A 15,816-nucleotide genomic window follows, 5' to 3' on the forward strand; every position below is an offset into this window, starting at 1 on the left:
TTTAGTAAATTAAAGAGAAAAAAAAAGAAGTATATAAACACTTCTTCATTTTGAGCCGATGGAGGGATTCGAACCCACGACCTGCTGATTACAAATCAGCTGCTCTGGCCAACTGAGCTACATCGGCATTATTGTGGGGAGAGCAGGATTCGAACCTGCGAAGGTGAAACCAACGGATTTACAGTCCGTCCTCGTTGGCCGCTTGAGTATCTCCCCAACCTTGTAAAGTTATCAATAAATATTGCTTGAGCCGATGGAGGGATTCGAACCCACGACCTGCTGATTACAAATCAGCTGCTCTGGCCAACTGAGCTACATCGGCAATATTGTGGGGAGAGCAGGATTCGAACCTGCGAAGGTGAAACCAACGGATTTACAGTCCGTCCTCGTTGGCCGCTTGAGTATCTCCCCAACCTTGTATTTTTTGCTGAGCCGATGGAGGGATTCGAACCCACGACCTGCTGATTACAAATCAGCTGCTCTGGCCAACTGAGCTACATCGGCAAAAAATATTATTGATAATTATTTCAAATTTGAAACCCGATATGTTCATTACTTGTGTAGTGTTGTATCGTTTTCGTGGTGCAATATTAGGGCGAGTTTTTTTATCTCGCAAGTCTTTTTCAAAAAAAAAGTAAAGTTTTTTTGAAAAAATATGGATTGATTTTGATTATCAATTTTTTAGGTTTTAAAAAAAAATAAGTTTTTTTTCGATTAATTGTTTCCATAAAACAAAAACATAATATTTAGTTTACAAAAGAAGGGTTAATTTTGTCCTTCATTAAAACTTAAATGCATTTTTTCATCCATATTTTACAAATATTAGGTTCAATTTCTCTGTTTATTTTTGCCATAAAATTTTTAAGTGAGAATTTACAAGCCTTATCAAGTTCAAATTTTAAAAGGACTTTAAATCAAATTACATATAATAATACCTCCTCTATTATAGCAGGCACATTATTTACCTCTGCTATTCAGTCTTCATCAGCAGCATCTGTTTTTATATTAGGATTTGTAAATACAGGTATAATTAATCTAAAAAAAGCATTTGCACTAATTCTAGGAGCTAATATTGGGACTACACTTACTCTTCTCGTTATTTATTTTGGGATAAAATTTGATTTTTTAATGATTGCCTTACCTATTCTTTTTGTTTCTTTCCCTTTTTATATCTCTAAAAAAAGAAATTACAGAAAATGGGGCGGTATATTTATCGCACTTTCTTTCCTATTTATAGCAATTCACTTTCTAAAACTTTATTTGCCAAATTTTGAAAACTTAGGCATTAATGAATTTATTTTAGGAATTGATGATTTTGGAATTTTTACTAAAATTGGATTTATATTACTTGGAATTTTACTAACCAGTTTTGTACATTTTTCTTCCGCTTCTATAACAATTGCAATTTTATTGGCTGATAAAGGTTTACCTATAGAATTGGGTGCCATGATTGTGTTAGGAGCCAATATAGGAACCACAATTACAGCACATTTGGTCGCTGCAATCGGAAATTATCAAACAAAAATTGTTGCCGCATTTTATACATTATTTAATGTAGGATGCGCATGTATCTTTTTAATTCTTGGATCATATTTAATCCAATTTATTCATTTATTCAGTACTAATAAAATAATTACACTTATTAGTTTTGATATCATTACTAATATAATAGGTGTTATTGTGGTCTTTCCTTTTATAAATATTATAGCAGAATATTGCCAGAAAAAATTTAATTCCTATCAAGAAGAAGATAATAAAAAAATTGAATTCTTCTCTATTCCATTTAGTTCAAATTCTGATTTATATCGAAATGAGGCCAATAAAAAGATGATACGCTTAGCAGGAACTACGCGTCAAATTATTCATACCTTAGGAAGAATGATAACAGAAAGTGATGAAGAAAAGATGGCGATTTTTCGTGAAAGAATATATCAGCTTGAAAAAGATGGTGATGATTTAGAATTAGAAGTAAAAGAATTGTTGAATGATATTGCGAGCTTGGATTTACCAAATGAGAATATTTTTGAGGTACATCAACTTATCACGCTTTGTCATCATCTAGAAAGTGTTGGAGATATTGCAATTAAAATTTCATCGCTGCATAGAAAACGTAGAGTTACGAACAGTTATTTTACGCCTAAAATGAGAGATTTTTTAGTGATATTACAAAATAATCTAGACCAAGCCACTACAATATTAAATCAGAATTTAAATGACAATAATTATGAAATTTCTATTCGTGAGGCTGAAATGGTTGAAAAATACATTAATACAAATTATAAAGACGCCGAAAATAATTTATTGAAAACCATTGAAAAAGAAAAATTGGGAACAATGAGCGCTTTGTATTACAAAGAGATTATTCAACATTACGAACAGCTAGGTGATCATATTTATCGGGCTAACAAAACAATTGTAAAACTAAATCAGCAATAGTTTGATAATTGGTTTTAGTTTGTAATTTTGCATCATGCAAGAAGCAAAAAGTATTTTTTCAATCCAAACTGAAAACGATTTTAGCGTAAAAGCTTTAGAAGTTTTTAGATATCAGGCAGAACACAACCTTATTTATAAGTCATTTATTGAAAATTTAAAAATTAATCCAACTGAAATTTCCAAATTAGAAGAGATTCCATTTTTACCGATTAAATTTTTTAAACAATATGATATATTAACAGGTCTTAATGCTCCAGAAAAAACATTTACAAGTTCGGGGACTACTGGAATGACCACAAGTCGTCATCTGGTGAGTGATCTTGCATTATACCATTATAGTTTAGAAAAATGCTTCGAACAATTTTATGGTCCTTTATCCGATTACACCATTTTCGCATTACTTCCTTCTTACTTAGAACGTACAGGCTCTTCGTTAATTGATATGGTGGAATATTGGATAGAAAAATCTGGAAGACCAGAGAATGGTTTCTATTTATATAATCACCAAGAATTATATGAAAACTTACTCGCCCATGAGAAAACAGGTAAAAAAGCCATTTTAATTGGTGTTTCTTTTGCGTTGTTGGATTTTGTAGAAAAGTATCAAATGGAATTGAAACATACCATTGTAATGGAAACTGGTGGTATGAAAGGACGTAAAAAAGAAATAACACGCGAAGAATTACACCGCATACTAAAAGATGGTTTTGGAACTACTGAAATTCATTCTGAATATGGAATGACAGAATTATTAAGTCAAGGGTATTCTCGTGGAGATCTGACCTTCAAAACTCCGAATTGGATGCGTATTATGATTCGAGAAACGGAAGATCCTTTGAATTATGTAAGTATAGGAAAATCCGGAGGAGTAAATGTAATTGATCTTGCAAATGTAAATTCATGCAGTTTTATAGCTACAGACGATTTAGGAAAAAAAGTAAGTGAAAATCAATTCGAAATCTTAGGAAGATTTGACCATTCGGATGTCCGTGGTTGCAATCTTATGGTGATAAATGAATAAAAAAAACCTCAACTAAAGTTGAGGTTTTTTTTATTCTAATTATTTCTTCTTGAGAAGAATTGATTTTACAGATTCTTTCTGAATAGATTCAAAAAATGTCTTTAAAAAATCATATTCAGAAGCATTATAATTTGCTTGTCCTAGATATAATTCATACAATACTTGTAGATTATTTCCCTTCATTCCATAGGTTTGAGAATATACTAATTCATCCGAAGATTTTTTAATGGCTTTAAATTCTTTCAAATCGATTACTTCATACCCCTCCGGAATTTCGACATCCACTAACACTTTAATATAGTAAGGAAAATCAAATTCTATGTTTTCAAAGCGCTCCTTTTCCTCAAATTGATAAGATTGAATAAGAGCGTTTAATGGGTTTTCTAGTGTTATAAATTCGTTTCTATCAAAAGTCATTTGTGCTTTGTTCCGAATAAAATAATTTTTATTCAGATAAGCAGCCGAACCTTCTTTTTCCTCCTTGATGACATGGAGTGGCGTATCTATAAACTGTGCAAGAATATTTTTCGTCTCTCGTTTATTATTATAAAAATATCCATCAAAAAGATCTTTTCTGTTTTCTACGATTTGATCTTTTGGAAAGGAATATTGAAAAGTTGTTTCTACTCTTGATAAAAATTGATTGACCTGAATAAAACGATCCTCTTTGGATGAAATATCAAATCCGTAATCATTAAAAAGATTTAGCGGAGCAAATTTATACTCATCATCTGGTAATTCTGCTGCATTTACTATGTAATTACTTCCATCCCTTAAATTAATTTGGTTAACGAGGTAATCAAATTGAGCAAGATATGGGAATGAGGTAATTAATTTACCATTTGCACGAGATGATAATAATATGAGGTTGGAAGAGATTCCTTTTTGTTTTAAAATTGAACTTAATAAACAATTTAGCTCTGCAACATTGGCACGTTTAGTTTCTAGAATATTTTTTTGACTCATGTTGGCATAAATACCATGAAATCCATTCCAATTAAAATCTTTTTTGAAATATTGAAGTACATTTTCAAACGTTTCTGAATCTGTTTTACCGTTTGGAATTGTTTCAGCATATTTTTTTACAGCTTGTAGATTATACGAACTCTCATTTTGTTTCACCAATTCATCTTTTAGCTCTTTCCACTTGGAAATTGTACTTACATACCCATTTCCTGAGTCATAACCGGCTAATTGTAGTCGCATTTTCTCTGCAGCATTTTTTACATTATGCACATATTTTATCTCTTTTATACTTGGAATATTATTTAATTCCCACGATTCCAAGTTCTTTTTATTTTTATATTTAGAAGAAATTCTTTTCCCAATTAATAGATTTGTAAAATCTAAACCTGCATTTATTTTAAGATTGAATTTACTTTTTAAAGTCGGTAATTCATTTTGAAAATCCCATGCCTCGATTAAATATAAACTTTTACTATAAATTGTGTATTGATATTCTAGAATAGAACCTATTTTGACGTTAGGGAGAGGAAATCTTGCAGCCTTGTAATATTCGTTGATGTTTACATAAAAAATTTCCTTATCATCCACAGGATAACTTACGTATTTACCATTTTCCAGATTAATTGTTTGCGCTTTAATACCAGAAATATTTTCATGATTATTTTTAGCGTAATATACCAACTCTACATTTGCTTGATTAATTCCTTTTTCAGTTAGAATTTTAATTCTTTTTTTAACGGTTTTAATATATCCTCCGTTAGATATTTCTATAAATCCTTCTTCGTCTAAGATTACCGCGTCTGCATCTTTTTCGAAACTGACTTCATTTAAGGTGAGTTTTTCTTCTGTTAATTTAGGAAATCCATTGATTGATTTTTGGGCCAATAGTGGTGTAGAGATTAATCCTAAAATGAATAGGATAATTTTGTAAAATTTCATGTGTAATAGTATAGTTGCGTAAAATTATAAATTTTGTGTAATTTATAACGATAAACATTAAGATAATGTAAAATACAGAACTGAAAAAAGTACTAATGAGAGAATTATACCACTTCTTGGAAAGCTTGATCTAGAGTTAAGTAGTTAAATTTAAATCCCGTAGCTAATAATTTTTCATTTGATAATCTAGAACCTTCTAAAATTAAACAAGCCTTCTCTCCCATTCCAATTTTAACTAATTGTGATGGAATATTCGGTAAAAACAAAGGTTTACCCATTGCATGTGCTAATTTTTTCATGAAGTTTTGGTGAGTAATATGTTCTGAAACTACGACATTATAGCTTCCTGTAAAATTATTATTCATAGTAGCTTCGCTATATATTTTGCATAAATCATCAATGTGTATCCATGGTGACCATTGTGTACCTTTACCTAAACTTGCGCCCAAGCCAAATTGTGTAGGCAGTTTCATTAACTTTAGAGAATCAGCGTTTTTCCCTAAAACTAATGGTGTTCTAACGCATACAACTCTGCTTCCTAACTTTTTGAATTGCAAGGCTGCATTTTCCCATTTTACGCAAACCTCAGCCAAAAAGTCATTTCCAGCTTTGTCATTTTCGGTGAATATACTCGATGTTGTTTTTTGTCCATAGAAGCTAGAACCTGAAGCAGATATGAAAAACTTTAAAGAAATTTTTAAATTTTCGCAATATCTATACAACAAATGAGCGGTATCTACTCTACTAGAAATGATTTGCTCTTTATAACTTTTCGACCAACTATTCATTAACGAAGCTCCAGCTAAATGAATTATTCCATCTAAATTTTCAAATACTTTTTCGTCTATAGTATCTTTTTTCCAATTGTAGAAAGGTTTTTCTACCTCAACTTCTCTAGTTAATATTCTTACCTCATGCCCCTCCGCAATTAATAATCTAGCTAATTGAGAACCAATTAATCCACTTCCTCCAGTTAACAGAATATTCATATCTATTTTTTTTCTAATTTAGCTCAAAACTAAATCCTAAACAATGTTAAATAAGCTGTTTTCACTTTTAAAAATGAATCAAAATCAAAAGGAGCATTATAAACAGCGAATTTTTGATACTATTTTTGAGGCCAATACGCCAAAAGGAAAATTATTTGATATTTGTTTACTATTTCTAATTTTGATTAGTGTAGGATTAGTGGTCTTAGAGTCGGTCCCAACCATTAATGCTAGATATCATACAATTCTTATCACGTTAGAATGGATTTTAACTATTCTATTTACTATCGAATACATTCTTAGAATCATTTCTGTAAAAAATCCTATAAGATATATTTTTAGCTTTTATGGGATTATAGATTTACTTTCCATTTTACCCTTTTATATTGCTTTAGTTTTTCCTGCGGGAAAATTCTTAGCAAACATCAGGATTTTAAGGCTTCTTAGAGTTTTTAGAATATTTGGATTAACCCGTTTTACACACGGTAAAAATGTTTTGGTCTTAGGTTTAAAAGAAAGTAGAGATAAAATCGTAGTTTTTTTATCTTTTATAATATTAATTGTAGTTGTCATAGGATCAGTAATGTATATGATTGAACGTAATCATCCTGAATCAGGTTTTACAAGTATACCAATTAGTATTTATTGGGCAGTTGTTACTCTAACTACAGTAGGCTATGGCGACGTAGCTCCTGTAACAGGATTTGGCCAATTCTTAGCTTCTGTTGTAATGGTTATAGGATATGGAATTATTGCAGTACCTACCGGAATTGTTTCTATGGAAATTAATAAAGCTTCTAATTCAAAAGAACAAATTCCACATAATACAGAGGTTTGCCCCAACTGTGGAGATGATTACCATTTAGATGGATCTAAATATTGTAAAACGTGTGGAAACGAATTAAACCCAAGATATTATTAAGAGTTGTTTTTATTATTCCCTTCATTCTTTAATTTAATAATATTCAATGTTCTTGAGATTGAGTTAACCTGATCATAATTTTTTGCATAAGCTATAGACATATTTAGTTCATATCCTACTAACATTAGAATAACGTTGATATACACAAAAATCATCATTATCATTACAAGTCCTAGAGAACCATATAATAAATCTATATTGGTAAATTTCTTTAAATATAAATTAAACCCAATAACTGTAAGTGTAAAAAGTAATGATGTAAGTATTGCTCCTGGGATTACTGTGCTTTTAGATTTTTTATGATTTGGTCCAAAAGTATATAGCATACACATAGAAATAAAATAAAACCCAAAAATAGAAAGATAATTAACGAAGTGAGAAAATTCGCCTAGTATACTTAGAAATCTTACATTCGTTAAATACTTCCAAATCATAGAAGTGTAATAACTGATAAAAACTTGTAGAATAATAAAAGCTGTAAAAAATAGCGTTAGTACAATCGATATAATTCGAGATCTAAATTCTTTTCTTTTAACATATACGCTTTGATACGAAACATTAAATGAGTTTATTATACCTTGTATAGCATTAGAGGACATAAATATTGTAACTAAAATAAGATACCAATCTACCTTCTTATTTCCCTGAGAAGTTGTTGTATTATCAATATATCCTATAACTTCTTTACTTAATTGTTCGGGCAATAATTGGGGTAAAAATTGCGTAAATAATAAGTTTTTTATTTCTAAATAGTAAGGTAATTTAGGCAATACACTAAATAAAAATAACAGAAAAGGAAACATACTGAAAAATATAATCCAAGATACTGCTGCTGAGCGTAAAGGAAAGTTTCCTTTCATTACCCTGATCCAAAATACTTTTAAAAAATCGTGAACTGTAATTTTAGCTTGTGGATTAATAAAAGTAGTTCTTGTCCAATTATTTATTGAACGATACCCCGAATAAGTTTTAAAAGTCTGAATAATGCTCATATTTTTGTACTTAGAATTATTTCACGATGAATATAACAACAATCTGCATAGGAAAGACAGACGAAAAGGCAATCGAAATGTTATTACAAAAATATGAGGGACGATTACCTTCTCATATCAATTACCAAAGAATCGAAATTCCAGATTTAAAAAATAGAAAAAATCTTTCTGAACTCCAACAAAAACAAAAAGAAGGTGAACAGATTTTAGCGAAGATACAAAATACTGATTTCGTGATCATACTAGATGAAAAAGGAAAACAACCTACGTCTATCCAATTTGCACAGGATATACAAAATTACATGAATCAATCCGTAAAAAATTTAGTATTTGTAATTGGTGGTCCTTATGGTTTTGATGAACCGGTATATAATAGAGGAAATAAAAAAATGTCATTATCAAACATGACTTTCACGCATCAAATGGTTCGATTATTTTTAACTGAACAAATATATCGCGGATTTAGTATATTGCAGGGTAAACCTTATCACCATGAATAATTTTGACCATTTTGAAGTAAAATCTAACGAAAAGATTTCTTTCGGTGTAGGAAGAGCAGTTTTTTATTGTGTACTTGCTGTATTTACCATGCAAATAGTAGGTGGCATCATAACCATCCCTACCTTGGCATATCCCATTCTTACCCATGTATTACTCCCACTTAGTTTTCTTTTAGGAATATGTGCCGCAATTGGCTTATTATTAGGCATGTTAAAAACTAACTCAATTTCTATCATAAAAGATTTTAAAACTAAAATCTCTTTAACAGAAATAGTGTTATCTTTTTTCATTTGGCTAGGACTTTTACCACTTACCGAATATTTTACAACGCTGATACCAACGGATGGAATCTTTAGTGATTTATATAAAATGTTTTCCACTAATTTTACCATGCTTTTAGATTATAAGATTGCAGGTTTTATTACAGTATGTATTTTTGCGCCAATATTTGAGGAAGTACTTTTTAGAGGAATAATCTTTAAGGGATTACTTCAGCATAAAATTCATCCTGCATTGGCAATAGTTGTAAGTGGATTTCTTTTCGGGATGGCTCATATGAATCCTTGGCAGTTTATAGGAGCTGGTATCTTAGGAATGATATTCGCTTTTACTTATTACAGAACAAAATCATTAGTAATACCCGTCTTATTACATGCTATTAATAATTGTTTATCCTACTATCTTATGTTGCAAGAAGGTAGTATGGAGGAATCTGTTTTTGATACATCTGATTCTATAAGCATGCTTATTTTTGGAATTTTAGGACTCGTTATCGGATTTATTTTATACCGAATAACACAAAAAAAAATAATTATATAATGGAATTAATTTTCGCAACGCATAATCAACATAAATTAGAAGAAGTAAAACAAATGCTTCCTCAATACATTCAATTTAAATCTTTAACTGAAATTAATTTTAATGATGAAATTGAGGAGACAGGAGACACTTTTATAGAAAATGCAAGAATAAAAGCGCAAACTATTTATAAAAAAACTGGAGTAAATGTCTTTGCAGATGATTCTGGTTTAGTAATTGAAGGTCTTGAAGGTGCGCCAGGTGTTTATTCAGCTCGTTATGCAGGAACCGGAAAATCTGAAGATAACATTGCTAAAGTTCTAGAAGAATTAAAAGATATAGAAAATAGAAATGCTTACTTTATTGCTGTTTTCTGTTTAATTTTAGATGGTAAAGAGTACTTTTTTGAAGGTCGTATAAATGGTACAATCTCTAAAAGTATTATGGGAGCAGATGGTTTTGGCTATGATCCCATTTTTATTCCAGAAAATTACACACAATCTTTTGCAGAAATGTCGGCCGAAGAAAAAAATAGTATGAGTCATCGTGGACGCGCTGTAGAACAATTAAACAAATTCTTATCTAAAACAAATTAAAATTGAGTTTAGAATTAACAATATTAGGCTTTAATTCTGCTGTACCAACAGCATTTACCCATCCCACTGCACAATTATTAAATATTGCTGAAAGATATTTTTTAATAGATTGTGGAGAGGGAACACAGGTACAACTACGGAAAGCCAAAGCAAAATTTAACCGTATAAACCACATATTTATCTCTCATTTGCATGGAGATCATGTTTTTGGTTTAATTGGTTTAATTTCTACTTTACAACTTTTGGGTCGAGATACACCTCTATATATTCATGGACCTAAAGGCATTGAAGAATTCATCATGATTCAGTTAAAATTAACGGAATCTAAGTGTACCTATGATATTGTGTTTAATGAATTATCATCTAAAAAATCAGTATTAGTCTTTGAAGATGATAAGGTAGAAGTCTTCTCAATTCCATTAAATCATCGTGTATACACCAATGGATATCTTTTTAAGGAAAAGAAAAAGCTTCGGAAATTAAACATGGATGCTATCCAACAATATGGTGAAATTGACATTTGTGATTATCAGAATCTTAAAAATGGTAAAGATTATGTGATGGAAGATGGTACTATTATAGATAATGAAGATTTAACTGTTGAGGGACCGCGTGCCTTAAGCTACGCATATTGCTCAGATACTAGATATAAGCCAGATATTATCCCATTAATAAAAGGTGTAGATTTATTATATCATGAAAGTACATTTTTACATGAAGCAAAAGAGTTAGCTACATATACAGGCCATTCTACTGCAAAAGAAGCAGGAATTATTGCACGAGAAGCAGGTGTAAAAAAATTAGTTTTAGGACATTTTTCTAATCGATATCACGATTATAGTGTTTTATTAAATGAAGCTAAATTAGAGTTTGAAAATACTGTTTTACCAAGATTAATTGGTACAATAAAAATTAAAGAATAATTTATCTGATTAAATTTAAATAAAAACCCGATCTAATTGATCGGGTTTTATTATTTAATTTATAAGCTATTTTATATATTATGGATTCTGAACTAACACCCCATTTGATAAAATAATTTGTTGTTCTGGAATATATTCTACAATGTGATTATCTGTTGGCGATACAGTATAATAAGGATCTGTACCAGATAAATGTGTACCTGGATATTGACGTTCCATTGTAAAGCCATTTCTAAATACATCAAATTTACGATGACCTTCCCAAGCTAATTCTAGTTGACGTTCTTGCATTACAATATCTAATACAGACATACCATTTAGATTAGTCGTTGACCATAATCCAGCAGTAGGAATACCTGCGCGAGTTCTTAAGACATTAACGTCATTAAGAGCTGCCGTATTGTTGCCTGTTTTCGCATATGCTTCTGCACGTATTAAATACATTTCACTTAAACGAGAAATTATTGGAGACCATAATTGAGCTTGACCTTCTTGACCTGAACATTTTAGGATATAATATTTTAAATATCCATTACGGTTATCTAATTTATTGTCGATTAAAACAGTTCTTTCTTTCCCTTCGATATTAATAAAATATTGAAAATTACCTGCCCCATTTGATCTTTTGATTAAAGATTTAGCCATTCCATTCTCTATATAATTATAGTCATCATCAGATTTTGTAACAATTACACTTTCATATTTGTAAGTGTCAGTTACATAATAAGCGTGTAATTCTGATGCATTTGTTACAACAGGCTTAATCAAAGAATATCTTACGTCCTCCGGATATTTTCTAACCAATTCTAAATATTTTCTTGAGGCATACATTTCTCCCCATCCCGCACCATCAATAGAGGCATACATAGACCCTATGGTATACCATCCATTATCTGGATAATCTGTATCTTTTAAAAACTTTATAGAGAATATATTTTCAGGATTATTTTCAGGAGCGTTGATTGCAAAATCCTTGTATTTATCTCTTGTAATTAAAGAAAACTGACCAGATTCTATAACTTTATTTGAATATTCTATCGCTTTCTGATTCTCTCCCATATAAAGATATACACGAGCTAATAATGCTTGTGTAGCCGCTTTGGAAGCATAAATCTTACTTCTTGAATCATTATTAAATAATGTTTCAGCTTTTAGTAAATCACTTAAAATTTGATCATATACTTCTTTTACTGTATTACGCGGTAAATTTTCATTTGGATCATCATTCAATTTTAATGGAACTGCTAAATTAGTTAATGGGCTTTGGTTATATGGTTTTCCAAAAACATTTGTAAGGTAAAAATATATTAAGCTTCGGATATATAAATTTTCAGCAATTAACTGGTCATTCATTCCTTGATCACCTTCAGATACACGTGCTAATACAGTATTTGCACCAGCAATTATTTTATATGAATATGACCAGTAATTATTTACACGAGAGTTATTTGTAATTCTTTTGTAATTATAATTATACATTAAGTTATCCGTTGTAGTACCACTTAATGCAACATTGTCCCCAGGATATTCTGTTAATCGATGCCAGTTTTCTACCCAATTTTTTAATTGACTATAATTACCTGCTGTAATATTTTCTGCAGATCCAGGGATCAAATCCACTTGTCCTTCTGGCAAACTGCTATATGGTTCATAATCTAAATCACAAGATGTTAAGCTCATTAATGCGATTGAGGCCAATAAATATATTGATTTCTTCATTTCAAAAAAAGTTTAAAAAGTTAGATTTACACCTAATGTAAAACGTTTAGGATTAGGATAATTAGATGTTGTATCACCAGATATTACAGCTTCTATATCTGCACCAGAATAATCTGTTGATGTCCATAGGTTGTCTCCAGAAATATAAATTCCTAAAGATTTAACCCCTAATTTAGAAACTATATTCTCTTTGAAATTGTATCCTAAACGCACATTTCTCATTCTTAAGAAAGACGCATCTTCTAAGTATCTACTCGATTGTTTATTAGACAAAGAAGTGTTATTAAATATTAGTTTGGGATGTGTAGCATTTGTGTTTTCTGGTGTCCATCTAGACCAACCTTCTTGTAATTGCATCTGATTATAGTATGGATACGCACCATCCGAATCAAATAATTCGCGGCCTGCATTATAGGCTAAACCTCCTTTAGAATAAACAAAATCTGCTGATAAAACGAAACCTTTGTAAGAGAAATTAGTATTAAAACCTCCAAAATAATCTGGAGAAGTTTTTCCTACAAATTGTAAAGTTGCATTGTTCCAGTTGGTTACATTCGTTACTTCGCCAGTAGTAGGATCTATCCTTTCCCACAACGGATTTCCCGTTTCAGCATCTACTCCAGCCCATTTTCTCATGTACCAAGAATTAATGTCACGACCAACTTCTCTGCGTTGTAATCCATCATTAATTGCCTGATTATTATATAATTCTTTTACTTCATTCTTATTCGTAGCAATATTAAAACCTACATTCCATTGGAATTCTGAAGTTGGTCTAAAAATACTCGCATTTACAGAGAATTCTATCCCTTTATTATTTACTTTCCCTATGTTATCCATGTACCCTGTCCATCCTGAAGTATCTGGAAAACGGACAAAATGTAACAACTTATCTGTGTTCTTATTGTATACATCTACTGTAAAATTGAAGCGATCATATAATCCAATTTCCAATCCAATGTTTGCATCTTTTGTAGTTTCCCACGTAACGTCAGGATTGGCATATTGCCCTTGTACCAATGCTGGTTGACCATTGTATTGACCATTCAAATTATATAAACCATATTGCATATAATAATTTGTACCCGCATTACCAACAACTCCATAAGAAGCTCTTAATTTTAAATTCGTGATTGATTCAGAATCTTTTAAGAAGGCTTCATTATTAATATTCCAACCTCCCGAGAATGCATAAAAATGTGCATATCTATTGTTTTTTCCAAAACGAGAAGATCCATCCAAACGGTAAGAAGCCTGTGCATAAAAACGGCCATCAAATCCATAATTAAATTGAGCTAAACCAGCCTGGAATGCATAATCATTTCTTGTTCCTCCAACCGCAAATGGATTTGCTCCATTATCTAAAATTTCAGAACCTGGAGTTATTCCTTGTTTTGTTCCATTTAAACTTTTGTAATCGTAGTCTGAATATTCATAAGCTACATAGGCATTAAATGAATGTAAGTCTACTTTCTTATTAAAACGTATCATTTGGTTAAATAACCTTACAATTCTTTTATCTGAAAATTGATAAACTTGTCCATCGTACGAAGATCCAGAAATTGATTTAGGATCTGTATACGACATTGATGTATTATTGTAATACTGTACGTTATTGGTAGATTCAAAAGTAAAAGCATTTGAAATTTTCCATTGAAAATCTAGATTTGCTTGAATATCAAAAATTTCAGACGTTCCATAATTAGTCTGTAAATCATAATAATAGTTAGAATAATCACGTCCGTACCATCTAGATATATTCCCATTTGCTTCATCTTCACGCGGATTTACAGGCCTGCCATTTGATAAGAAAGGATTATCCCAAGGCATATTCATATACATTCCGTACAGCGAATGCTCCCTATTTTCTGTGGTAATATAGGATGCGTTTAGTTTTGGTTTGAATATAAATTTTTCGGTTAATTTATGATCAATATTTAAACGAGTTGTTAATCGCTCATAATCATACCCTTTTACAGTTCCTTCCTCATTAAAATAATTAATAGTTGCATATAAATTTGTCTTATCACTATTAGATGAAATGGAAACATTTGCGTCTTGGACTATTCCTATTTTAGTACCATTTTTTAACCAATCGAAATTTGTATTTTCTAATTCGGTAGGTAAAGTAGGTGCACCTTGCATAATTTGGAAATTATCATACAATTGTTTTCCATTCATAACCTCGAAATTTCCGTTATTGAATTTATTCCAACTAGATGAATAATCCACATTTACTGTTAATCCTTTTCCACGGCCTCTTTTTGTTGTAACGATTACCACACCATTTGCACCACGAGAACCATATTGTGATGTTGCAGCTGCATCTTTCAATATAGATACTGTTTCTACATCACTAGGATTTATAGTTGGTGTACCATGAAAAATAACACCATCAACAACCCATAATGCACCTGTATCTGCGCTAATACTTGTACGCCCTCTTACTCGCATTGTTGCTGTAGAACCAGGACGTCCTGATCCCGAAATAATATTTACTCCGGCTACTTTTCCCTGTAATAAATTTGTTATGTTAGGTGATTTAGAATCTACCAAATCCTTCGCACTAACTGTACCTACAGAAGCCGTAATTTCTTCTTTTCTTTGGGTAGAATATCCAGTAACTACAGCAGTTTCTAAATCTACTGTATCATTATCTGGATTTGTAAAATAAGATGACAAATCACCTAGTAAAGATGAAGATACAGTAATTTCTTTTCCTTTAATGATTAAGATGTCACCAACTTTTGCATCGATTTCAAAATTTCCATCCAAGTCTGTATAGACTACCTTATCTGTACCTTTTAGTTTTACTTCAACATCACTCTCTGGTAAACCATCTGAGTCTTTTAAGATTCCAGTAGTCTGTGCATAAGAAATAGATCCTAGCATAAAAAAAAGACTGAAAATCTTCAAATATTTCCTTTTCATTTGTTAAATAGTGTTAATATTTCACTAAAGTAATAAAAAAAATAACAGTTGAATGCAAAAAAAATCCGTTCGTTAAACGAACG

Annotated in this window: 12 protein-coding genes and 5 tRNA genes; 7 read left to right on the forward strand and 10 right to left on the reverse strand. The window is 30.8% G+C overall.

What is annotated here, in order from left to right:
- Positions 1-53: 53 nt before the first annotated feature.
- The 5 genes from IM532_RS03020 to IM532_RS03040 all read right to left on the reverse strand — a co-directional run bounded on the left by IM532_RS03020 (position 54) and on the right by IM532_RS03040 (position 504).
- Positions 54-127, reverse strand: a tRNA-Thr gene (locus IM532_RS03020).
- Positions 128-134: 7 nt separating this feature from the next.
- Positions 135-216, reverse strand: a tRNA-Tyr gene (locus IM532_RS03025).
- Positions 217-248: 32 nt separating this feature from the next.
- Positions 249-322, reverse strand: a tRNA-Thr gene (locus tag IM532_RS03030).
- A 7-nt stretch (positions 323-329) separates the two neighbouring features.
- Positions 330-411: transfer RNA gene (locus IM532_RS03035), tRNA-Tyr, on the reverse strand.
- Between the two features lie 19 nt (positions 412-430).
- Positions 431-504: transfer RNA gene (locus IM532_RS03040), tRNA-Thr, on the reverse strand.
- Positions 505-792: 288 nt separating this feature from the next.
- Here IM532_RS03040 and IM532_RS03045 point away from each other — a divergent pair.
- Both IM532_RS03045 and IM532_RS03050 read left to right on the forward strand, forming a co-directional pair.
- Positions 793-2,436: a Na/Pi cotransporter family protein gene (locus tag IM532_RS03045; protein ID WP_194181977.1), complete on the forward strand. Its 1,644-nt coding sequence runs from the start codon at positions 793-795 to the stop codon at positions 2,434-2,436.
- A 34-nt stretch (positions 2,437-2,470) separates the two neighbouring features.
- A complete protein-coding gene (locus IM532_RS03050) occupies positions 2,471-3,457 on the forward strand; it encodes a LuxE/PaaK family acyltransferase (RefSeq protein ID WP_194181978.1) in 987 nt (328 codons plus the stop codon).
- Positions 3,458-3,496: 39 nt separating this feature from the next.
- Here IM532_RS03050 and IM532_RS03055 read toward each other — a convergent pair whose 3' ends face one another.
- The gene (locus IM532_RS03055) at positions 3,497-5,362 is read right to left on the reverse strand and encodes a DUF3857 domain-containing protein (RefSeq protein WP_194181979.1); all 1,866 of its coding nucleotides are present in this window, start codon (positions 5,360-5,362) and stop codon (positions 3,497-3,499) included.
- Positions 5,363-5,466: 104 nt separating this feature from the next.
- On the reverse strand, positions 5,467-6,351 hold the full coding sequence (locus IM532_RS03060; RefSeq protein WP_194181980.1) for a TIGR01777 family oxidoreductase: 885 nt from the start codon (positions 6,349-6,351) through the stop codon (positions 5,467-5,469).
- 73 nt (positions 6,352-6,424) lie between these two features.
- Between IM532_RS03060 and IM532_RS03065 the strand changes: the two genes are divergently transcribed.
- Positions 6,425-7,273: an ion transporter gene (locus IM532_RS03065; RefSeq protein ID WP_228063640.1), complete on the forward strand. Its 849-nt coding sequence runs from the start codon at positions 6,425-6,427 to the stop codon at positions 7,271-7,273.
- Here IM532_RS03065 and IM532_RS03070 read toward each other — a convergent pair.
- A complete protein-coding gene (locus IM532_RS03070; protein WP_194181982.1) occupies positions 7,270-8,265 on the reverse strand; it encodes a YihY/virulence factor BrkB family protein in 996 nt (331 codons plus the stop codon). The two genes, IM532_RS03065 and IM532_RS03070, sit on opposite strands and share 4 nt — an antisense overlap.
- Before the next feature lie 26 nt (positions 8,266-8,291).
- On the opposite strand from IM532_RS03070, the gene rlmH reads away from it, so the two are divergent.
- From rlmH to IM532_RS03090, 4 genes are read left to right on the forward strand one after another with little or no spacing between them, the layout of a single operon-like run.
- Positions 8,292-8,765 carry a 23S rRNA (pseudouridine(1915)-N(3))-methyltransferase RlmH gene (rlmH, locus tag IM532_RS03075; protein ID WP_194181983.1) on the forward strand — a complete coding sequence of 158 codons (474 nt, stop codon included), beginning with the start codon at positions 8,292-8,294 and terminating at the stop codon, positions 8,763-8,765.
- Positions 8,758-9,585: a CPBP family intramembrane glutamic endopeptidase gene (locus IM532_RS03080; protein WP_194181984.1), complete on the forward strand. Its 828-nt coding sequence runs from the start codon at positions 8,758-8,760 to the stop codon at positions 9,583-9,585. The genes rlmH and IM532_RS03080 overlap by 8 nt, the downstream gene beginning before the upstream one ends.
- On the forward strand, positions 9,585-10,160 hold the full coding sequence (gene rdgB / locus IM532_RS03085; protein WP_194181985.1) for an RdgB/HAM1 family non-canonical purine NTP pyrophosphatase: 576 nt from the start codon (positions 9,585-9,587) through the stop codon (positions 10,158-10,160). Before IM532_RS03080 ends, rdgB begins: the two co-directional genes overlap by 1 nt.
- A 2-nt stretch (positions 10,161-10,162) precedes the next feature.
- Entirely contained in the window at positions 10,163-11,083 is a 921-nt protein-coding gene (locus IM532_RS03090; protein ID WP_194181986.1) for a ribonuclease Z, read from the forward strand.
- A 78-nt stretch (positions 11,084-11,161) separates the two neighbouring features.
- On the opposite strand, the gene IM532_RS03095 is transcribed toward IM532_RS03090, so the two are convergent.
- Together IM532_RS03095 and IM532_RS03100 are read right to left on the reverse strand one after the other, a co-directional pair.
- Positions 11,162-12,802 carry a RagB/SusD family nutrient uptake outer membrane protein gene (locus IM532_RS03095; protein WP_194181987.1) on the reverse strand — a complete coding sequence of 547 codons (1,641 nt, stop codon included), beginning with the start codon at positions 12,800-12,802 and terminating at the stop codon, positions 11,162-11,164.
- A 12-nt stretch (positions 12,803-12,814) separates the two neighbouring features.
- The gene (locus IM532_RS03100; protein ID WP_194181988.1) at positions 12,815-15,694 is read right to left on the reverse strand and encodes a SusC/RagA family TonB-linked outer membrane protein; all 2,880 of its coding nucleotides are present in this window, start codon (positions 15,692-15,694) and stop codon (positions 12,815-12,817) included.
- Between the last annotated feature and the right edge of the window lie 122 nt (positions 15,695-15,816).

This window comes from Faecalibacter rhinopitheci (assembly GCF_015234135.1).
Taxonomy (GTDB): domain Bacteria; phylum Bacteroidota; class Bacteroidia; order Flavobacteriales; family Weeksellaceae; genus Empedobacter; species Empedobacter rhinopitheci.